This window comes from Mesorhizobium sp. M0587, assembly GCF_040320945.1.
Taxonomy (GTDB): domain Bacteria; phylum Pseudomonadota; class Alphaproteobacteria; order Rhizobiales; family Rhizobiaceae; genus Mesorhizobium.
In genome coordinates, this window is the sequence record NZ_JAMYQP010000045.1 from 23,225 (window position 1) to 40,214 (window position 16,990).

The window sequence follows — 16,990 nt, forward strand, 5'->3', positions numbered from 1 at the left end:
ACGGGATGATCCGTTTCGCTGGTACGGCCTTTGTTGCCCTGTTTGCCGTCACGACGGCATCCGCCCAACAGGCCGATCAGCCGGTGCTCAAAGGTGCCGCCGCCTTCGGCGACTGGCGTGCCGACAGGCCGGGGGTGCGCCGGCTGATCAAGCCGGAAGACCTGCCGAAGCCCGACGTCACCAAATCCACCTCGAATAGCGCCGGCCTGGCGGAGCGGCCGCAAGGCGCCAGGCCGCGATTGCCGCCCGGTTTTTCGGCCGAACTGGTCGCATCGGGCATCGCCAATCCGCGTGTCGTGCGCGTCGCTCCGAATGGCGACCTGTTCGTCGCCGACAGCGAAGCCAATCGGGTCCGCGTCTTTCGGCTGGCCGCAGGCAGTGCGAAACCCGCCGAGAAAGGCATCTTTGCCGGCAACCTCAATCAGCCCTATGGCATTGCCTTCTATCCGCCGGGCAATGACCCGCAATGGGTCTATGTCGCCAACAGCGACAGCATCGTGCGGTTTGCCTACCGCAGTGGTGATCTGAGAGCTTCCGGCGAGCCGGAAACCGTCCTCGACGACATTCCCGCCAATCATCACTGGACCCGCGACATCGCCTTCTCGCCCGACGGCAAGACGCTCTATTTGTCGGTCGGCTCGGGTTCGAACGCCGCTTCGGACATGGCGAAGGAGCCAGAAGGCGGCCTTGACGCATGGGCCAGATCGAAGCCGCTCGGCGCTGCCTGGGGCTTCGAAAGCGGCCGCGCCGAGGTGCTGGCCTTCGATCCGGACGGCAAAAATGGCAGAACTGTCGCCACTGGACTGCGCAACTGCTCGGGCATGACCGTGCAGCCGGCGACCGGGGCGCTGTGGTGCGTCGTCAACGAGCGCGACGGGCTTGGCGACGATGTGCCGCCCGAATACGCAACGGCCGTCAAGGACGGCGCCTTCTATGGCTGGCCCTGGTATTATATCGGCGACAATGAGGATCCGCTTCACGAGGGCGAGCGTCCCGATCTTGCCGGCAAGGCGACCATTCCCGATGTGCTGATGCAGGCGCACTCGGCGCCGCTCAACATCGCCTTCTACGACGGCAAGACTTTTCCACAGGAGTATCAGGGCGACGCTTTCGTTGCCCTGCATGGCTCGTGGAATCGCGGCAACAGAACCGGCTACAAGGTTGTCCGGTTGCTGTTCAGGGACGGCAAACCTACCGGCGAATACGAGGATTTCATGACCGGCTTCGTAGCCTCCAACGGCAATGTCTGGGGCCGGCCAGCAGGCGTGGCGGTGGCAAGCGACGGCGCGCTGATCGTCACCGAGGACGGCAACGGCACCATCTGGCGCGTCACCTATGGCGACGGCCGTTCCTGATTCTGCTCGCGCAAGGCAGGCTCTCCACCCCGGAGAGCCCGAGGGAGAGAAGACTGCTGCTCGCTGCGGCGAGAAGTTGGCCGCGAAGCGACCAGATGGGGGCCAGCGACATCTGGTGCAATGAATTCCGGCCGCAGGGAATCAACTTTGGTTCCGATCCATGCGACAAGGCATATGATCTGAGGCCAATGCCATGACCCTTGCCGGATTTCTCGCCTACAGCGCCGCACTCGGCATCGCTGCCGCCATTCCCGGCCCTGGCGTCACCGCGCTCGTCGCGCGTGCGCTCGGTTCCGGCTTTCGCTCGTCGCTCGCCATGTCCTTCGGCCTGATGCTTGGCGATCTTACCTATCTGACCGCCGTGGTGCTCGGCCTCGCTTTCGTCGCGCAGACCTTCGGCATGGTTTTTCTCGCCATCAAATGGCTGGGCGTTGCCTATCTGGCCTTTCTCGGCTGGCGCTTCTGGAACAGCGGCATCACGCCCGAGACGGTCGAGGCGAGGAAAGGCAAAGGCGGGCTGCTGTCCAGCTTTGTCGCCGGCCTGACCGTCACGCTCGGCAATCCGAAGACGATGATCTTCTATCTTGCGATCACGCCGACCATCGTCGACCTGAAGACGATCACGCTGGCCGACTACGGTATTCTCGTGGCGATCACCATCGTCGTGCTCTTGGTCGTGCTGGTGCCCTATCTCGCGCTGGCGGCCAAGGCGCGCTGGTTCCTGAAATCGCCGCGAGCGCTCAAGGCGCTGAACCGCACTGCCGCCGGCTTCATGGTCGGAGCGGCAGCGGCGATTGCCGCCCGCCAATAGGGCACTTTCGGCCAAAACATTCCAGAGATCGGCTTTTCCCGAAAACGCTTTTCCAGGACAAGGGCGTTTTAGACACGGCCCCCACTCGGATATTTTCGGCCGACAGTCTATCTTGCGCGACCGAAGGCTCTATCTTGCCGGCTGGACGCCAATCGCCTGAAGTTTTGGGAGCGAAACCAATGAACAAACCCGTCACCTCCGCCCGCGTGCCCGGTCGCGGCCGCATCTACAATTCGATCACCGACACGATCGGCGATACGCCATTGGTGCGGCTCGACAAATTCGCCAGGGAAAAGGGCGTCGTCGCCAACCTCATCGCCAAGCTCGAATTCTTCAACCCGATCGCCTCGGTCAAGGACCGCATCGGCGTGGCGATGATCGAGGCGCTGGAGGCGGCCGGCAAGATTTCTCCCGGCAAGACGACGCTGATCGAACCGACATCCGGCAACACCGGCATCGCTCTCGCCTTCGCCGCCGCCGCCAAGGGTTACAAGCTGATCCTGACCATGCCGGAGACGATGTCGGTCGAGCGCCGCAAGATGCTGGCGCTGCTCGGCGCCGAGCTGGTCCTGACCGAAGGGCCGAAGGGCATGAAGGGCGCCATCGCCAAGGCCGACGAACTGGCCGCGACGATCCCCAACGCCATCATCCCGCAGCAGTTCGAAAATCCAGCCAACCCAGAGATACACCGCACCACGACCGGCGAGGAGATCTGGAACGACACGCATGGCGAGGTCGATATCCTCGTCTCCGGCATCGGCACCGGCGGCACCATCACCGGCGTCGGCCAGGTGCTGAAGAAGCGCAAGCCCTCCGTGCATGTCGTCGCCGTCGAGCCGGAGGCCTCCCCGGTGCTGTCCGGCGGCCAGCCCGGTCCGCACAAGATCCAGGGCATCGGCGCCGGCTTCGCGCCTAAAATCCTCGACACCACGATCTACGACGAGATCGTCAAGGTCTCGAACGAGGATTCGGTCGCCAATGCGCGCCTCGTCGCGCGCCTCGAAGGCGTGCCGGTCGGCATCTCGTCGGGCGCCGCCCTGCAGGCGGCGATCGTCGTCGGCTCGCGGCCTGAAAACAAGGGCAAGAACCTCGTCGTGGTCATCCCCGACTTCGCCGAGCGGTATCTGTCGACCATCCTGTTCGAAGGATTGGGTGCGTAGGCCTCTGGTCTTCGGCACGGCCGCGAAATAAACCACGCTTGGCGGCCGCAGCCGGCTTGAGCAGAACCCTGCTTCCGGTTCATATCGCCGCCAGCCCGCTTATGCGGCCGGCGGAGGATTTCATGTACAAGCTCTACACCCGCCCCGGCAGCGGCGGCTTCGTCGTCGAGGCGGCGCTGGCATTGGCGGACGCGCCGTTCGAGCAGATCGACGTACCGAAGGACCGGCCCGACCAGGCCTTCCCCAACCAGGCCTTCCCCGACCAGGCCTTCCTTGACATCAGCCCGTTGAACCAGGTTCCGGTGCTGACGCTGCCGGACGGCCGTTCGATGACCGAATCGGCGGCGATCTGCATCCTGCTTGCCGAGCGCCACCCGGACGCCGGCCTGGCGCCGGCTGTCGGCGCGCCTGCCCGCGCCGACTTCCTGCGCTGGATGGCCTTCATGTCCTCGGTGCTCTATCCCGCGATCCTGCGGCTGTACTACGCCCATCGCTACACCACCGACGCCGGCGGCACGACAGCCGTTGAACAGGCCGCCATTGCCGAGATGGACCGCGGCTTCGCCGTTCTCGATACCGCCTTGCGCGGCCGCGACTGGCTGGTCGGAGACCAGATGTCGCTGGCCGACATCTATCTCGTCATGCTGGTGGCCTGGCATCCCAACATCGACAAGGCGCGAGCGGCTTGGCCCAACGTCGAACGGCTATGGTCCACGCTGCGCGCGCATCCGCTGATGAAGAAACTCAACGCCTCGCACGAGATGTGGCCGGGCTGATCGATCCACCTCCGCTCCAGGAGACTCAATTTCCAAGGATTGCCCGCTTCTCCTGCAGGAACCGGCGCACGGCCGGATCGTGTTCGAGCCCGATCGCCCGGTCGTAGGCGTCGGCGGCTTGCGTGATCTCACCAAGCCTGGCCAGCAGGCCGGCGCGGGCCGCCCAATAGGGCTGATAGTCTGCAAGCCGCTTGTCGTCGCCAAGCGTGTAAAGGACCGCCAGTCCCACCACCGCGCCCTCGGCTTCGGAGATCGCCACGGCACGATTGATCGACACAACGGGTGAGCCGGCAATCACCGACAGCGCGTCGTAGAGTTCCCGGATCGCGGCCCAGTCGGTCCGGCCGGTCCGCCGCCGCGCCGCATGGGCGGATTGCACGGCCGCCTCCAGCTGATAGCGGCCGATGACATCTCTCGTTGCGGCGCGGCCGAGCAGCGCTTCCGCTTCGTCGATCAAGGCATTATCCCACAGCGCACAATCCTGCTCGGCAAGCGGCACATAGTCTCCGTCCGCATCGCGGCGCGCGGCGCGACGCGCTTCGGCAAACAGCATCAGCGACAGCAGGCCCAGCGCTTCCGGCTCATTCGGCATCAGCGACGCCACCAGCCTGCCGAGCCAGATGCCTTCTGTCGCCAGATTGCGGCGGCGAGTCTCGGTGCCGGCCGGGTCGGACCAGCCTTCGGCAAAGGTCGCGTAGATGGCCTCCAGCACAGCATCCAGCCGCTCGCCGAGTTCGGCCCGCTCCGGCACCCGGAATGGAATGCCTGTCTCACGAATGCGGGCCTTGGCGCGCACCAGGCGCTGGCCCATCGTCGCGGGCGAGACCAGGAAGGCGGACGCGATCGTGGCCGCATCGAAGCCAAGGATGGTCTGCAGGATCAGCGGCGCACGCACGCCGGCTTCCATGGCCGGATGGGCACAGGCGAACATCAGCCGCAGCCGTTCGTCGGGCAGGTCTTCGTCGGTCATGCGTGCCTCCGCCTCCTCGGCAATCAGCTTGAGATGCTCGCGGCCGGCCTCGCTGGTCAGCCGCCGCCGCACGGCATCGACACGCCGGCGCCGCGCCACGGCCAGCAGCCAGGCTTCCGGCTTTTCAGGCACGCCGGTTCGTGGCCAGCTTTCGAGCGCGGCGGCAAAGGCATCGGCCAATGCATCCTCGGCGGCGGCCACGTCGCGCGTGCGCGCAGCGAGCCAGGCGACCAGCTTGCCATAGCTTTGCCGGGCGGCGGCCTCCGCGGCCGCCCGGGCGGTCTCCGGGCGACTGTCCATCACGGCATCATTTCTGCGGCATGTAGTCGGCCATTTCCCAGATCGGCCGCAACTCGACCGTGCCGGTGCTGGCCGCCGGACAGCGCGCCGCCCAGTCGATGGCGGTATCGATATCGGCCGCCTCGATCATGTAGAAGCCAGCAAGCTGCTCCTTGGTGTCGGCATAGGGGCCGTCGATTACGTTGGTCTTGCCGTCAGAAATCCGCACCGAGGTGGTTGCCTGGGTCGGGCGCAGCCTTTCGCCGGCCAGCCACGCACCGGATTTCTTCAACGCTTCTGTATAGGCGCCATAAGCCGCGCTCATCTGCTGGGCCTTCTCGACCGGCGTGTTAGCCAGTGCGGCTTCGTCGTTGTTGATCAAAAGCATGTATCGCATGGGTCTTCTCCCGTGTTTCGAAGGCCGCGTCCTTGCGGGGCCAGACGTATGTCGCGCGGCGGCGACCGATTTCGACAAGCTACGCAAAATTTTCGGCTGCGATTGCATTTTGTGCAAGCCGCCATCTGTTTCCGGCACGGCTCCCAATGCATGTCGGCAAAAGGCCTGACGACGGCCGACACCGGCGGGGCCGGCCTTTTTTGTGCCGGCAGCTTTTTATGATAGGATTTTTTTCCTTGACTTTGTGAGCGCAGCCATGGTACATAGTCCTCCATGGTGCAGGTTGCGCCGATGACCCGCCGCACAGGCGAGTTTTTCGTTTGATGCCCCGACAGAATTGCGGGTTGGCATTTCCGGCTCGCCGTCTAAACTCGCCCGGTTCGCATCTGGGAGGCGGTGCGGTTGTCAGCATTGCAGGGAGGAAATCAGATGTTCCATTTCAGAACGAAAACCGTTGCAGCCGCCATGGTGGCGCTTTCACTTGGCTTCGGCGTTGTTTCAGCCGGAGCGCAGGAATTCATCAACGTGCTGACCGGCGGCACGTCGGGCGTCTACTATCCGCTTGGTGTGGCGCTGTCGGAAATCTACGGCAAGGGCATCGAAGGCGCCCGCACCCAGGTGCAGGCTACGAAGGCTTCCGTGGAAAACCTCAATCTGCTGCAGCAGGGCAAGGGCGAGATCGCCTTCGCGCTCGGCGATTCCGTCAAGCTGGCCGCCGAGGGCAATGCCGAGGCCGGCTTCCCCGGCAAGCTCGACAAACTGCGCGGCATCGCCGCCATCTACCCCAATTACATCCAGATCGTCGCCAGCCGGGAGTCCGGCATCAAGACGCTGGCCGATCTCAAGGGCAAGAGCCTGTCGGTCGGCGCGCCGGCTTCGGGCACCGAACTCAACGCGCGCGCCATCTTTGCCGCCGCCGGGCTGAAATACGAGGATCTCGGCCGGGTCGAATACCTGCCTTTTGCCGAATCGGTCGAACTGATCAAGAACCGGCAGCTCGACGCGACCCTGCAATCGGCAGGGCTCGGTGTCGCCTCGATCCGCGACCTCGCCACGTCCGTGCCGATCAACGTCGTGTCGGTGCCGGCCGAAGACGTTGCCAAGATCGGCTCGCCCTATCTCTCGGTGGTCATTCCGAAGGGCACCTATGAAGGCCAGAGCGAGGACGTCGCTACCGCCGCCGTCGGTAATTTCCTCATCACCCGCGCCGATGTCTCCGACGAGACCGCCTATCAGATGACCAAGCAGATGTTCGACCATCTCGACCAGTTGGCCGCGGCGCATGCCGCCGCCAAGGCGATCGACCCTGCCAAGGCGCTCGCCGGCATGCCGGTGCCGCTGCATCCGGGTGCGGAGCGGTATTACAAGGAAAAGGGGCTGTTGAAGTAGGCGGGGACTATCTGAGATGTCTTCGCCAGGCGCCTCGCGCTGTAATTCGCCCATTTTGGAGTGCGTCGGATGAGCGGAACAACGACCGACGGCGCTCTCCATCTCCCTGCCGCCGAGGAACAAGTCGAAGGGCTGCCGCCGGGCTTCGGCGAGGGCATCGCCGGCAAGGTCGCATTCGCCACCGCCGTCGCCTTTTCCGCGTTCCAGATCTATGTCGCAGCCTATGGCAGCATTCCGAGCCAGGTGGTGCGGGCCATGCATGTCGGCTTCCTGCTGCTGCTCGGCTTTGCCCTGATCGCCAACCTGCGTGCCACCAGCGCACCGGCCAAGGTCGTGTTCTGGACGCTCGGCGTGCTCGGCTTCGGCACCGGTATCTACAATTGGATATTCTATACCGACCTTATCCGCCGCTCCGGCTTCCTGACCACGCCGGACCTGATCGTCGGCGCGGTGCTGGTGGCGCTGGTCTTCGAGGCGGCCAGGCGGCTGATGGGCCTGCCGCTGGCGGTCATCGCCTTCATCTTTCTCGCCTACTGCTTCGTCGGCAATCATCTGCCGCCGCCCTTCATCCATCGCGGCTACGATTTCGCCCAGCTGGTCGACACCTTCGCCTACGGCACCGAAGGCATATACGGCACGCCGATCTATGTCTCGGCTGCCTATATCTTCATCTTCGTCGTCTTCGCCGCCTTCCTCGAACGCGCCGGCATGATCGCGCTGTTCAACGATTTCGCGCTCGGCTTGGTCGGTTCGTGGCGCGGCGGCCCGGCGCAGGTCTGCGTGCTGTCTTCGGCGCTGATGGGCACCATCTCCGGCTCCGGCGTCGCCAACGTGGTGGCCAGCGGCCAGTTCACCATCCCGCTGATGAAGCGCTTCGGCTTCCGCTCGGCCTTCGCCGGCGCCGTCGAAGCGACGTCCTCGATGGGCGGCCAGATCATGCCGCCGGTCATGGGCGCGGTCGCCTTCATCATGGCCGAAACGCTGAACATCCCCTATGCCGAAGTGGTCAAGGCGGCGATAATCCCGGCGCTGCTCTATTTCGGCGCCTGCTTCTGGCAGGTGTATCTGGAAGCCGGCAAGGCCGGCCTGCACGGCATGGCCAAGGCGGACCTGCCCAATCCTTGGGACGCGGTGCGCCAGCACTGGCCGCTGGTGCTGCCGCTGGCGGCCCTCATCTACCTCCTGTTTGCCGGCTACACACCGATCTTCGCCGGCACGATGGGCCTGGCGTTGACCATCGTGCTCATCCTCGGCACGCCGCTGGCGGCCCTGATCGGCCCGCTCGCCTTTCGCATCGCCTTCTGGCTGGCGCTGGGGCTCGCCGCCGCCTCGTTCATGCGCTTCGGCGTCAACATACTCGGCCTGGTCATCGCCGCGCTCGTCGTCGCCTGCTTCGCCTTCAAGGGCGGGCGCGAAACGCTGCGGATCTGCGTGGATTCGCTCGCTGAAGGGGCGAAGAACGCACTACCGGTCGGCATCGCCTGCACCATTGTCGGGATCGTCATCGGCACGCTGACGCTGACCGGCATCGCTTCCACCTTCATCGGTTGGATCATCTCCATCGGCGAGGACAATCTGTTCCTGTCGCTGGTGCTGACGATGCTCACCTGCCTGGTGCTCGGCATGGGCATCCCGACCATCCCCAACTACATCATCACCTCGTCGCTGGCCGGGCCGGCGCTGCTGTCGCTCGGCGTGCCGCTGGTGGTCAGCCATATGTTCGTCTTCTATTTCGGCATCATGGCCGACCTCACGCCGCCGGTGGCTCTGGCCGCTTTCGCGGCGGCACCCATGGCGAAGGAGAGCGGTCTCAAGATCGGCATCCAGGCGACCAAGCTTGCCATTGCCGGCTTCGTCGTGCCGTTCATGGCCGTCTATACGCCGGCGCTGATGCTGCAGGACCCCGGTCCGATCGCCGCCCAGTTCGGCTACCCCGTCGAGGTCGCCTATATCGTCGTCAAGGCCTGCATGGGCATCGTGCTGTGGGGTGCGGCGGCCGTGGGCTTCCTAGCCCGCCGCATGGCGTGGTGGGAACGGCTTATCGCCTTCGCCGGCGGCGCGCTGCTGGTCATGGCGGTGCCCCTCACCGACGAGGCCGGCTGGGCGTTGTCCCTCGTCTGGATCGGCTGGCATTGCTGGCGGGCACGGCACGCTCCGGCCGCTGCATGAGCCTGTGCATCCTGGCCGCCGGCAAGACGGTGACGCTCTCCGTTGCCGCCTTCACCCTGTCCTGGACGCATTCGGTGGAACGGACGCGCTGGGAAGAAGACTGGAGGGTGGCGCCTGCCGGCCTGCAAGTGACGGAGGCACGGATCAAGGGCTCGGGCGCCGGCATGGAGCCGCCGGAGGGCGCGGTGCTGCGAGACGGCTGGTGGGCCTATGCGCCGAAGGTTGGACCGCAGCGCCGGCTCGTGCTCGCCGCCTCCGGCGCGACAAACGCGGGCTGGACATTGTGCACGGTTCAGGGCTGCCAGGAACTCGGCAAGGCTGCCGGAGGCTCCATTGCGCTGGAATCGTGTGAGCCGGATGGGGCGAGCCAAACGCGATAACCCCCAGGAGCCTCTAGCCGATCAACCGCGCGCGCAGCTCGGCCGACGGAATATCGCAGCTGTCCTTCCTGCCGAACAGGGCGTAACGGTTTTTGGCGATGCGATTGTACAGCCAATTGCGGATTGGGCGAGGCAACAGCAGCAGCGCCCTGACCGCCCGCCACGGCCAGCCGAGTTCCGACATGACGGCGACAAAGCTGTCCAGCCGAATGAAGGCGACGCCACCGATCAGCACGAGATTGGTTTCGTAGGAATCCGTGCGCAGCCCATGCTTTCTGAACAGTGCTTCGCCCAAGGGCGACTGCGCGATGGCGAAGCGGAAGCGGCGTTTGCGGTCGAGCCTGGCCACAAGGCGAACGAAGCCGGAGCAGAGCACGCAGACACCGTCGAAAACGATCAGCGGCTGACTTCCGTCGAAGGGTTCAAAGGGACGGCTGGACTTACGACGGGTAGGCTGGGGAAGGTCGGTCACGCGGGCCTCGGCTGCTCGTGTCCGAAGACACTAGATCAGCCTGAGGCGGCATCAAAGACGTGGCGATGTCGCACGCCGGCGGTCGCCGAGGATAGGACGCTCGGCCCGATAGGTGGTGGCGCGGGTGTCGGCGCCCGGCCGGCAGATGCGGCTGTTGTGGCGGCTCTCGAAAGTCATGGTCAGTGCGCGCCCAGCGAATTGCCGCGGCGGGCGCAGGCCGGACCGGGGCCGCGCATGTAATAGCGCTCGGGCCGATAGGTCGGCGAAATGAATTCGCGGATGACGGCGGCATAGCCGATGAGGTGCGTGAGGAAGTTCATTTTACCTGGGTCCCTGTCCCGATTTTCGGCTGTCCCTTCCGAATTGCCGGAACGATAGCATCGAGGCGTGAATAGTCGGTGAACGTGATGTTAATTTCTGGTCGAAAACCCGTTGCTTCGTGGCTGGAATGCGGCTGATTCGCGGTGTTTCCGTGCCGTTTGTCGCCATTTCGCCGAGTGTGACTTTTGCATCACATATGTTTCGTTTGAATGCCGCCCGGGCGCGCTTGCGTTTCAGTTTTTGCGGTCACCGCGAAACAATCGTTCTTGCCGTCATGATGCTGGAGGCGGTCTCCCGAGACCGCTTCATCACGCAGCGGCGGAACTGGAGCGGCACCTATCCGTTCTCACGTTGATCTGGTCGTGAAGGGAAAATGTCATGGCGCCGCGCCCGGCCTGGAAAGGCTATCTGAAGCTGTCGCTGGTCACCTGTGCCGTCGAACTTACGAACGTCGTCACCCACGCCGAGAAGGTCTCGTTCAGGGTCCTGAACCGCAAGACCGGCAACAGGGTGAAGCGCCTCTATGTCGATGCCGAGACCGGCGATCCGGTGGAGGATGACGACCAGATCAAAGGCTACGAAGTCGAAGGCGGCGGCTTCGTCCATATCGAGAAGGACGAAATCGAGGCGGTGCAGGTCGAATCTTCGCACACGATGACCCTCGATGGCTTCGTCGACAAATCCTCGATCCAGCAGATCTATCTCGACACGCCCTATTATGTCGCGCCCGCAGACGAGGTGTCGGAGGAGGCTTTCGCCGTCATCCGCGATGCCATGGCGGACAAGAAGACAGCCGGTCTCGCACGCGTCGTGCTGTATCAGCGCGAGCGTCCAGTGGTCATCGAACCGCTGGGCAAGGGCATGGTGCTGACGACGCTTCGCTATGACGACACGGTGCGCCAGCCGGACACCGTCTTCGGCGACATCAAGGCGGTGAAGACCGATCAGGAGATGACCGATCTGGCCGGGCTGATCATCGACAAGAAGAAAACGAAGTTCGACGCTTCGAAGTTCGAGGACAAATACGAGGATGCGCTGCTCGAGTTGATCCGCGCCAAGAAGGCCGGCCGCAAGGTGCCGGAGGCCAAGGCCGCCCCCAAACCCTCGAACGTCGTCAATCTGTTCGATGCGCTGAAGAAGAGCCTCTCGTCGGATGCCGGCTCAGCCAAGGCTTCTTCATCGAAGAGAGCCAAACCGGCGGCCAAACGCGCCGCGCCGAAGGCCGGCGCGCCCAAGCGCAAATCGGCCTGAGGGGCACGAACGGATGGCCAGCCTCGAACAGTACCGGTCCAAGCGCGATTTCAGGAAGACCGGCGAGCCGGCCGGCAAGGTCGCGCGCGGCAAGAAAGCCGGCGGCATCTTCGTCGTCCAGAAGCATGCCGCGACACGATTGCACTATGATTTTCGCCTAGAGCATGAGGGCGTGCTGTGGAGCTGGGCAGTGACGCGCGGTCCGAGCCTCGATCCGCACGAAAAGCGGCTGGCCGTGCATGTCGAGGACCATCCGATCGACTATGCCTCGTTCGAAGGCACCATCCCCAAGGGCGAATATGGCGGTGGCTCGGTTATCGTCTGGGACGAGGGCACCTGGACTCCCGAGGCCGATCCGGCCAAGGCGATGAAGAAGGGCCATATCAGCTTCGAGCTTAACGGCCGGAAGCTGCACGGCCTCTGGCATCTGGTCAGGTTGAGGCCGCGGGCGGGCGAGAAACGCGACAACTGGCTGCTGATCAAGTCGGACGATGCGGCGGCGCGTCCCGGCGAGGACATTCTCCAGGAAGCCCCCGAATCGGTGAAATCCGGCCTGACGATCGAGGAGGTCGGCGAGGGCAAGGCCGCCAAGGGCGAGAAGCCGAAGGTCTGGCATTCCGACAAGCCGGCCGCTGGGAAGGCGAAGGCCGGCAAACGCCTCGACTTCGTCGAGCCGCAGCTGGCGACGCTCGAACGGGACGCGCCGTCTGGCGAGGACTGGCTGCATGAGGTGAAGTTCGACGGTTATCGCATGCAGGCGCAGATCGCTGGCACGGAGGTGCGATTGCTGACCCGCACCGGGCTCGACTGGACGGAAAAGTTCGGCGGCGAGATCGTCGGGGAACTCGCTCGCCTGAAATGCAGCGACGCCATTATCGACGGCGAGATCGTCGTGCTGGCCGATAGCGGCATCTCCTCCTTCGCGCTGCTGCAGGCCGACCTCTCGGCAAAGCGGACAGACCGCTTCAGCTACTATGTCTTCGACCTGATGCGGCTCGACGGCAAGGATCTGCGTCGCGAGCCGCTGGTCGAGCGCAAGCAGGCCTTGGCTGAACTGCTCGGCGAGCAGTCCGAGAGTTCGGCGGTCCGTTTCAGCGATCATTTTTCCGAACCCGGCAAGATTATGCTGGAGCATGTCTGCCGCATGGGACTGGAAGGCGTGGTCTCCAAACGCGCCGACGCACCCTATCGCAGCGGCCGCGGCCCCTCCTGGGTGAAGTCGAAATGCACGGCGCGGCAGGAGTTCGTCATCGGCGGCTATCTGCCGTCGGACAAGACCGGGCGCGGGCTCCGCTCGCTCCTGGTCGGCTATCATGAGGGCGGCAGACTGCATTATGCCGGCCGGGTCGGCACCGGCTTTTCCTCCAGGACCGCCACGAACCTGAAAAAGAAACTCGATGCGCTCAAGGCGAAGTCATCGCCCTTCGACAAGGCCGTGCCAAAAGGCAAAGGCCTGGTCTGGGTCAAGCCCGAGTTGGTCGGCGAAGTGGAGTTCCGCAGCTGGACCTCTGACCGTATAATACGCCACGCCTCGTTCCAGGGATTGCGCGAGGACAAGCCGGCGGAGGAAGTCGTGCAGGAAAAGCCGATGGCATCGACAGGCAAGAGCACGGCCAAGACCAAGCCGACGTCGAAGACCGCCAAACCTGGCGGGACGATGGCGACCACCATAAAGCTCTCGCATCCCGACAAGCTGCTGTGGCCGGACGAAAAGATCTCCAAGCAGGGGCTGCTCGAGCATTACGAGCGGGTATGGCCGCGCATGCAACAGTTCGTCGTCAACCGGCCGCTCAGCCTGGTGCGCGCGCCGGATGGGGTCGGTGGACAGCGCTTCTTCCAAAAACATGCCTCGCCCGGCATGAGCAACAAGATCGCTCGCATGAAAGACCCGACGGATGGCGAGGAGATACTGTTCATCAGGGATTTCGACGGTGTTGCGGCGCTCGTCCAGTACGGCGTGGTCGAGATCCACATTTGGGGCTGCACCATCGACAAGATCGAGCAGCCGGATCAGATCATCTTCGACCTCGACCCGGATGAAGGCGTCGACGTGAAGGCGGTACGCGCGGCAGCGCTCGACATCAGAGGCAAGCTGGACGAGCTGTCGCTGCCGAACGTCGTCAAGACATCGGGCGGCAAGGGTTATCATGTGCTGGTGCCGCTGAAGCCGGCGGCGGATTGGGACGAAGTCAAGGCCTTCGCCCACGACTTCGCCCGGGCGCTGGAGCAGGGTGCCCCCGACCGCTACACGGCAACGCTGTCGAAGAAAGCCCGCACGGGAAAAATCTTCGTCGACTATCTGCGCAATGGCCGCGGTTCGACGACGGTCGCGCCCTATTCGTCGCGGGCCAAGAAGGGCGCGACCGTGTCGATGCCGGTGACCTGGGCCGAAATCGAGGCCGGGCTGGCGCCGAACGCCTTTCCGATCGGCGACAAGACGACGTTGAAGCGGCTGGCGCAAGCCGATCCGTGGGAGGATTTCTTTGAGCAGGGCAAGGCGCTGAGGCGGGGTTAGAGGGGCGCTGTCCCGCCGACATCTCAGGCCAGAAACACCCTTTCGAACGCCTGCTTGCCCGGTGGCGAGAAGATCACCGCACGGCTATCCTTCTCGCGGCGCGCCCATTTCTCGGCAAGGATCTTGTCGAGAATGGCGGCACCCAGACTGCCGGCGAGATGCGAGCGCCGCACGCTCCAGTCGAGGCAGGCGCGGCACACCGGCCGTCGTGGCCTGGCACCGACATCGATGCCGATGGCGGCGAAATGCGACGCCGCCGACGGTCCCAGTCCGATCTCCTTGTCGTCGCGGACCAGCAGGTTTCTGTCGACGAGACGATCGAGCATCGCCACCGCCTGTTCGCCGGCGAGATGATCGTAGCAGACGCGCGCCACGCGCATGGCGGCGTCGCGCGGACCCGGCCGCACACGCTGCGGCCCGACGGCAGCGGCAACGCCGGTGATGGCTTCGATCATGCCGGCCACCTGCGGCCCGGCGAGGCCGTAGTAGCGATGCCTTCCCTGGCTCGCCAGCGTCAGCAATCCGCCCTCCATCAGCTTGCCTAGATGCGAAGACGCGGTCGGCAGCGACACGCCGGCCTCGAGCGCCAGCTCGCTCGCCGTCAGCGCCGTGCCGCCCATCAGCGCACTCAGCATGTTGGCGCGGGCCGGATCGCCGACCAGGCTGGCGATGCGGGCGATGTCGGGTCCTTCACGCATAGTTCGATCCTTGTCGAAGTGTTCCCGTGAAATTGCCTCTATTCTCGGTTCGGTTCAAGAGGCGCCAATGCACGCGATGGCGACTCCTGACACGACATTGCCTAGCACGTTGATGCGCACGACGTTTCGACCGCGCTCGAACGATTGATGTAGGACCCCCAGGAGACCACAATGACCATCACCTGTTTCATCCGCTATGAGATCGACCCATTCGGCAAGGCTGCCTTCGAGGAGTATGCCCGCAATTGGGGCCAGGCCATTCCGCGCTGCGGCGCCGACCTGATCGGCTATTACGCGCCGCATGAGGGCTCGGCCACGACGGCCTATGCCGCCTACAATATCGACAGCTTGGCGGCCTACGAGGCCTACCGCGCCCGGCTTGCCGCCGACCCCGCCGGCAAGGCAAACTACGAGTTCGCCCGCCGAGAAAAGTTCATCCTCAAGGAGGACCGCATGTTTCTGAAGCACGTCTCGGGACCGCACGCAAAGCTGGTGCTGCCGTGATCGCCGTCATCTTCGAGGTCGAGCCAGCGGCGGGCAAACGCGATGCGTATCTGGGCATCGCCGCTGACCTGCGGCCGCTGCTGGAGGCCATCGACGGGTTCATCTCCGTCGAACGCTTCCAGAGCCTGGCCGACCCGAACCGCGTCCTGTCCTTGTCCTTCTGGCGCGACGAGGACGCGGTGAAGGCCTGGCGCAACACGGAAGAACACCGGCAGGCGCAAAAGGCCGGCCGGGGCGGTATCTTTGCCGGCTATCGTCTGCGCATCGCCCATGTCGTGCGCGACTACGGGCTGACGGAGAGGACAGAAGCGCCGGTGGATAGCCGGGCGGTGAATGGTTAGCGGTTATCCTTCTCCCACAAACGAGGAAAGAACGATAAACTCACGCATTCCCGATCAGGACGCCGGCCGCGAACACCAGCGCACCGCCCAGCACCACCTGGAAGGCGGCGCGCAGGAAGGGCGTCTGCATGTAGCGGTTCTGGACGAAGGCGATCGCCCACAATTCGAAGAACACCACGACGGCGGCGACCCCGGTAGCCGTCCAGAAATGCGGAATGAGATAGGGCAGTGCGTGGCCGAGCCCGCCTAGTGCCGTCATGATTCCGACGGTAAGGCCGCGCTTGACAGGCGAGCCGCGGCCCGAAAGCTTGCCATCGTCGGACGCGACCTCGGTGAAGCCCATCGAGATGCCGGCGCCGATCGAGGCGGCAAGCCCGACCAGCAGCGTCTGCCAGGTGTCATGCGTGGCGAACGCCGCCGCGAAGATCGGCGCCAATGTCGACACCGATCCGTCCATCAGCCCGGCCAAACCCGGCTGCACATAGGTGAGGATGAACTGCCGCTGCTCGGCGGCCGCCTCTTCGTCCTTCACGGCGCCGGGTACGTGCTTTTGCTCGATACTCTGCGCCAGCGTCTCGTGGCCTTGTTCGACCAGAGCCAGATCGCCGAGCAGTTTTCGCGTGGAGGCATCGGTGGTGCGCTTTACCGCCTCGACATAGAACAGGTAGGCTTGGCGCTCCATTGCCTCGGCCTGGCTGCGCACATGCTCGATGCCGAGAGGTCTCACAAGCCAGTCGGGCTTTCGCTCGTAATAGCCCTTCACATGCTCGCGCCGGATCAGTGGAATGCGCTCGCCGAAACGCTTGCGATGTAGCTCGATCAGCGAATTGCGATGTCCATCCTCCTCCTCGGCCATCTCCTCGAACACCTTTGCCGATTGCGGAAAGTTTTCGCTAAGTCCTTCGGCGTAAGCCCGATAGATGCGCCCGTCGTCTTCCTCTGATGAAATGGCCAGCGCCAGAATCTCCTGTTCGGAAAGCGATTCAAAGGAACGGCGGCCAAAACCGAAAACACGGGAAAGCATGAGGAAATCACCCTAGTTTAGAATTGTTCTAAACTAATGTTTACGGCACCCCCGGTCAATCGGCGGGTCAAGAATTGTCGTAAGCACACGAGTTGTCCGGATTAGGTAGCAGGTGAGTTGTCCGGTTTCATGTCCAGCCAATGGAGGCTGGGGATGAAACGGGCGGCATGGCTACAGG

19 protein-coding genes are annotated in these 16,990 nt (G+C 64.3%); 12 read left to right on the plus strand and 7 right to left on the minus strand.

The features are described from left to right. Window positions 1–5 precede the first annotated feature (5 nt). The 4 genes from NKI49_RS28480 (at window position 6) to NKI49_RS28495 (ending at window position 4,102) form a co-directional block, all read left to right on the plus strand. The gene (locus tag NKI49_RS28480; RefSeq protein ID WP_352606763.1) at window positions 6–1,355 is read left to right on the plus strand and encodes a PQQ-dependent sugar dehydrogenase; all 1,350 of its coding nucleotides are present in this window, start codon (window positions 6–8) and stop codon (window positions 1,353–1,355) included. A 193-nt stretch (window positions 1,356–1,548) separates the two neighbouring features. Beyond that, on the plus strand, window positions 1,549–2,166 hold the full coding sequence (locus tag NKI49_RS28485; protein WP_352606761.1) for a LysE family translocator: 618 nt from the start codon (window positions 1,549–1,551) through the stop codon (window positions 2,164–2,166). A 179-nt stretch (window positions 2,167–2,345) separates the two neighbouring features. Next, window positions 2,346–3,326 carry a cysteine synthase A gene (gene cysK, locus NKI49_RS28490; protein ID WP_352606759.1) on the plus strand — a complete coding sequence of 327 codons (981 nt, stop codon included), beginning with the start codon at window positions 2,346–2,348 and terminating at the stop codon, window positions 3,324–3,326. Window positions 3,327–3,448: 122 nt separating this feature from the next. Next, complete coding sequence (locus NKI49_RS28495; RefSeq protein ID WP_352606810.1) at window positions 3,449–4,102, plus strand: glutathione S-transferase family protein; 654 nt, start codon at window positions 3,449–3,451, stop codon at window positions 4,100–4,102. A 25-nt stretch (window positions 4,103–4,127) separates the two neighbouring features. Here the strand turns inward: NKI49_RS28495 and NKI49_RS28500 are convergent, their stop codons facing one another. After that, window positions 4,128–5,372, minus strand: coding sequence for an RNA polymerase sigma factor (locus tag NKI49_RS28500; protein WP_352606757.1), 1,245 nt, complete (start codon window positions 5,370–5,372; stop codon window positions 4,128–4,130). Between the two features lie 7 nt (window positions 5,373–5,379). Next, window positions 5,380–5,748, minus strand: a complete 369-nt coding sequence (locus NKI49_RS28505) for a YciI family protein (protein WP_352606755.1) — start codon at window positions 5,746–5,748, stop codon at window positions 5,380–5,382. A gap of 429 nt (window positions 5,749–6,177) precedes the next feature. On the opposite strand from NKI49_RS28505, the gene NKI49_RS28510 reads away from it, so the two are divergent. The 3 genes from NKI49_RS28510 (at window position 6,178) to NKI49_RS28520 (ending at window position 9,686) form a co-directional block, all read left to right on the plus strand. Next, window positions 6,178–7,137, plus strand: coding sequence for a TAXI family TRAP transporter solute-binding subunit (locus NKI49_RS28510; RefSeq protein WP_352606753.1), 960 nt, complete (start codon window positions 6,178–6,180; stop codon window positions 7,135–7,137). A gap of 69 nt (window positions 7,138–7,206) precedes the next feature. Further along, window positions 7,207–9,306 carry a TRAP transporter permease gene (locus NKI49_RS28515; protein WP_352606749.1) on the plus strand — a complete coding sequence of 700 codons (2,100 nt, stop codon included), beginning with the start codon at window positions 7,207–7,209 and terminating at the stop codon, window positions 9,304–9,306. After that, a complete protein-coding gene (locus tag NKI49_RS28520) occupies window positions 9,303–9,686 on the plus strand; it encodes a DUF1850 domain-containing protein (protein WP_352606747.1) in 384 nt (127 codons plus the stop codon). Before NKI49_RS28515 ends, NKI49_RS28520 begins: the two co-directional genes overlap by 4 nt. Before the next feature lie 13 nt (window positions 9,687–9,699). Here NKI49_RS28520 and NKI49_RS28525 read toward each other — a convergent pair whose 3' ends face one another. Genes NKI49_RS28525 through NKI49_RS28535 form a run of 3 tightly spaced genes read right to left on the minus strand, consistent with a single transcriptional unit; the run spans window position 9,700 to window position 10,478 of the window. Continuing rightward, on the minus strand, window positions 9,700–10,158 hold the full coding sequence (locus NKI49_RS28525) for a thiol-disulfide oxidoreductase DCC family protein (RefSeq protein WP_352606745.1): 459 nt from the start codon (window positions 10,156–10,158) through the stop codon (window positions 9,700–9,702). A gap of 51 nt (window positions 10,159–10,209) precedes the next feature. Further along, on the minus strand, window positions 10,210–10,335 hold the full coding sequence (locus NKI49_RS28530; RefSeq protein ID WP_352606743.1) for a hypothetical protein: 126 nt from the start codon (window positions 10,333–10,335) through the stop codon (window positions 10,210–10,212). A 2-nt stretch (window positions 10,336–10,337) separates the two neighbouring features. Then, on the minus strand, window positions 10,338–10,478 hold the full coding sequence (locus NKI49_RS28535) for a hypothetical protein (protein ID WP_352606741.1): 141 nt from the start codon (window positions 10,476–10,478) through the stop codon (window positions 10,338–10,340). A 128-nt stretch (window positions 10,479–10,606) separates the two neighbouring features. Between NKI49_RS28535 and NKI49_RS28540 the strand changes: the two genes are divergently transcribed. From NKI49_RS28540 to ligD, 3 genes are read left to right on the plus strand one after another with little or no spacing between them, the layout of a single operon-like run. Beyond that, a complete protein-coding gene (locus NKI49_RS28540) occupies window positions 10,607–10,834 on the plus strand; it encodes a hypothetical protein (RefSeq protein ID WP_352606739.1) in 228 nt (75 codons plus the stop codon). 23 nt (window positions 10,835–10,857) lie between these two features. Beyond that, the gene (ku, locus tag NKI49_RS28545) at window positions 10,858–11,730 is read left to right on the plus strand and encodes a non-homologous end joining protein Ku (protein ID WP_352606737.1); all 873 of its coding nucleotides are present in this window, start codon (window positions 10,858–10,860) and stop codon (window positions 11,728–11,730) included. 13 nt (window positions 11,731–11,743) lie between these two features. Beyond that, window positions 11,744–14,245, plus strand: a complete 2,502-nt coding sequence (gene ligD / locus NKI49_RS28550; protein WP_352606735.1) for a DNA ligase D — start codon at window positions 11,744–11,746, stop codon at window positions 14,243–14,245. A 23-nt stretch (window positions 14,246–14,268) separates the two neighbouring features. Here the strand turns inward: ligD and NKI49_RS28555 are convergent, their stop codons facing one another. Next, a complete protein-coding gene (locus NKI49_RS28555; RefSeq protein ID WP_352606733.1) occupies window positions 14,269–14,943 on the minus strand; it encodes an ArsR/SmtB family transcription factor in 675 nt (224 codons plus the stop codon). Between the two features lie 171 nt (window positions 14,944–15,114). Between NKI49_RS28555 and NKI49_RS28560 the strand changes: the two genes are divergently transcribed. Both NKI49_RS28560 and NKI49_RS28565 read left to right on the plus strand, forming a co-directional pair. Beyond that, window positions 15,115–15,447: an NIPSNAP family protein gene (locus NKI49_RS28560; protein WP_352606731.1), complete on the plus strand. Its 333-nt coding sequence runs from the start codon at window positions 15,115–15,117 to the stop codon at window positions 15,445–15,447. Continuing rightward, window positions 15,444–15,788, plus strand: coding sequence for an antibiotic biosynthesis monooxygenase family protein (locus NKI49_RS28565; RefSeq protein ID WP_352606729.1), 345 nt, complete (start codon window positions 15,444–15,446; stop codon window positions 15,786–15,788). Before NKI49_RS28560 ends, NKI49_RS28565 begins: the two co-directional genes overlap by 4 nt. 40 nt (window positions 15,789–15,828) lie before the next feature. On the opposite strand, the gene mbfA is transcribed toward NKI49_RS28565, so the two are convergent. Then, window positions 15,829–16,812 (minus strand): iron exporter MbfA, encoded by a 984-nt coding sequence (gene mbfA, locus NKI49_RS28570; RefSeq protein WP_352606727.1) that lies wholly within the window; start codon window positions 16,810–16,812, stop codon window positions 15,829–15,831. Window positions 16,813–16,990: the final 178 nt, after the last annotated feature.

Coding starts and splice junctions, on each gene's coding strand:
- NKI49_RS28520 (WP_352606747.1), top strand. CDS start 9,303: ATGAGCCTGTGCATCCTGGCCGCCGGCAAGACGGTGACGCTCTCCGTT.
- NKI49_RS28540 (WP_352606739.1), top strand. CDS start 10,607: ATGCGGCTGATTCGCGGTGTTTCCGTGCCGTTTGTCGCCATTTCGCCG.
- cysK (WP_352606759.1), top strand. CDS start 2,346: ATGAACAAACCCGTCACCTCCGCCCGCGTGCCCGGTCGCGGCCGCATC.
- NKI49_RS28510 (WP_352606753.1), top strand. CDS start 6,178: ATGTTCCATTTCAGAACGAAAACCGTTGCAGCCGCCATGGTGGCGCTT.
- NKI49_RS28535 (WP_352606741.1), bottom strand. CDS start 10,478: ATGAACTTCCTCACGCACCTCATCGGCTATGCCGCCGTCATCCGCGAA.
- NKI49_RS28530 (WP_352606743.1), bottom strand. CDS start 10,335: ATGACTTTCGAGAGCCGCCACAACAGCCGCATCTGCCGGCCGGGCGCC.
- NKI49_RS28480 (WP_352606763.1), top strand. CDS start 6: ATGATCCGTTTCGCTGGTACGGCCTTTGTTGCCCTGTTTGCCGTCACG.
- mbfA (WP_352606727.1), bottom strand. CDS start 16,812: ATGCTTTCCCGTGTTTTCGGTTTTGGCCGCCGTTCCTTTGAATCGCTT.
- NKI49_RS28560 (WP_352606731.1), top strand. CDS start 15,115: ATGACCATCACCTGTTTCATCCGCTATGAGATCGACCCATTCGGCAAG.
- ku (WP_352606737.1), top strand. CDS start 10,858: ATGGCGCCGCGCCCGGCCTGGAAAGGCTATCTGAAGCTGTCGCTGGTC.
- NKI49_RS28495 (WP_352606810.1), top strand. CDS start 3,449: ATGTACAAGCTCTACACCCGCCCCGGCAGCGGCGGCTTCGTCGTCGAG.
- NKI49_RS28505 (WP_352606755.1), bottom strand. CDS start 5,748: ATGCGATACATGCTTTTGATCAACAACGACGAAGCCGCACTGGCTAAC.
- NKI49_RS28555 (WP_352606733.1), bottom strand. CDS start 14,943: ATGCGTGAAGGACCCGACATCGCCCGCATCGCCAGCCTGGTCGGCGAT.
- NKI49_RS28515 (WP_352606749.1), top strand. CDS start 7,207: ATGAGCGGAACAACGACCGACGGCGCTCTCCATCTCCCTGCCGCCGAG.
- NKI49_RS28500 (WP_352606757.1), bottom strand. CDS start 5,372: ATGGACAGTCGCCCGGAGACCGCCCGGGCGGCCGCGGAGGCCGCCGCC.
- ligD (WP_352606735.1), top strand. CDS start 11,744: ATGGCCAGCCTCGAACAGTACCGGTCCAAGCGCGATTTCAGGAAGACC.
- NKI49_RS28485 (WP_352606761.1), top strand. CDS start 1,549: ATGACCCTTGCCGGATTTCTCGCCTACAGCGCCGCACTCGGCATCGCT.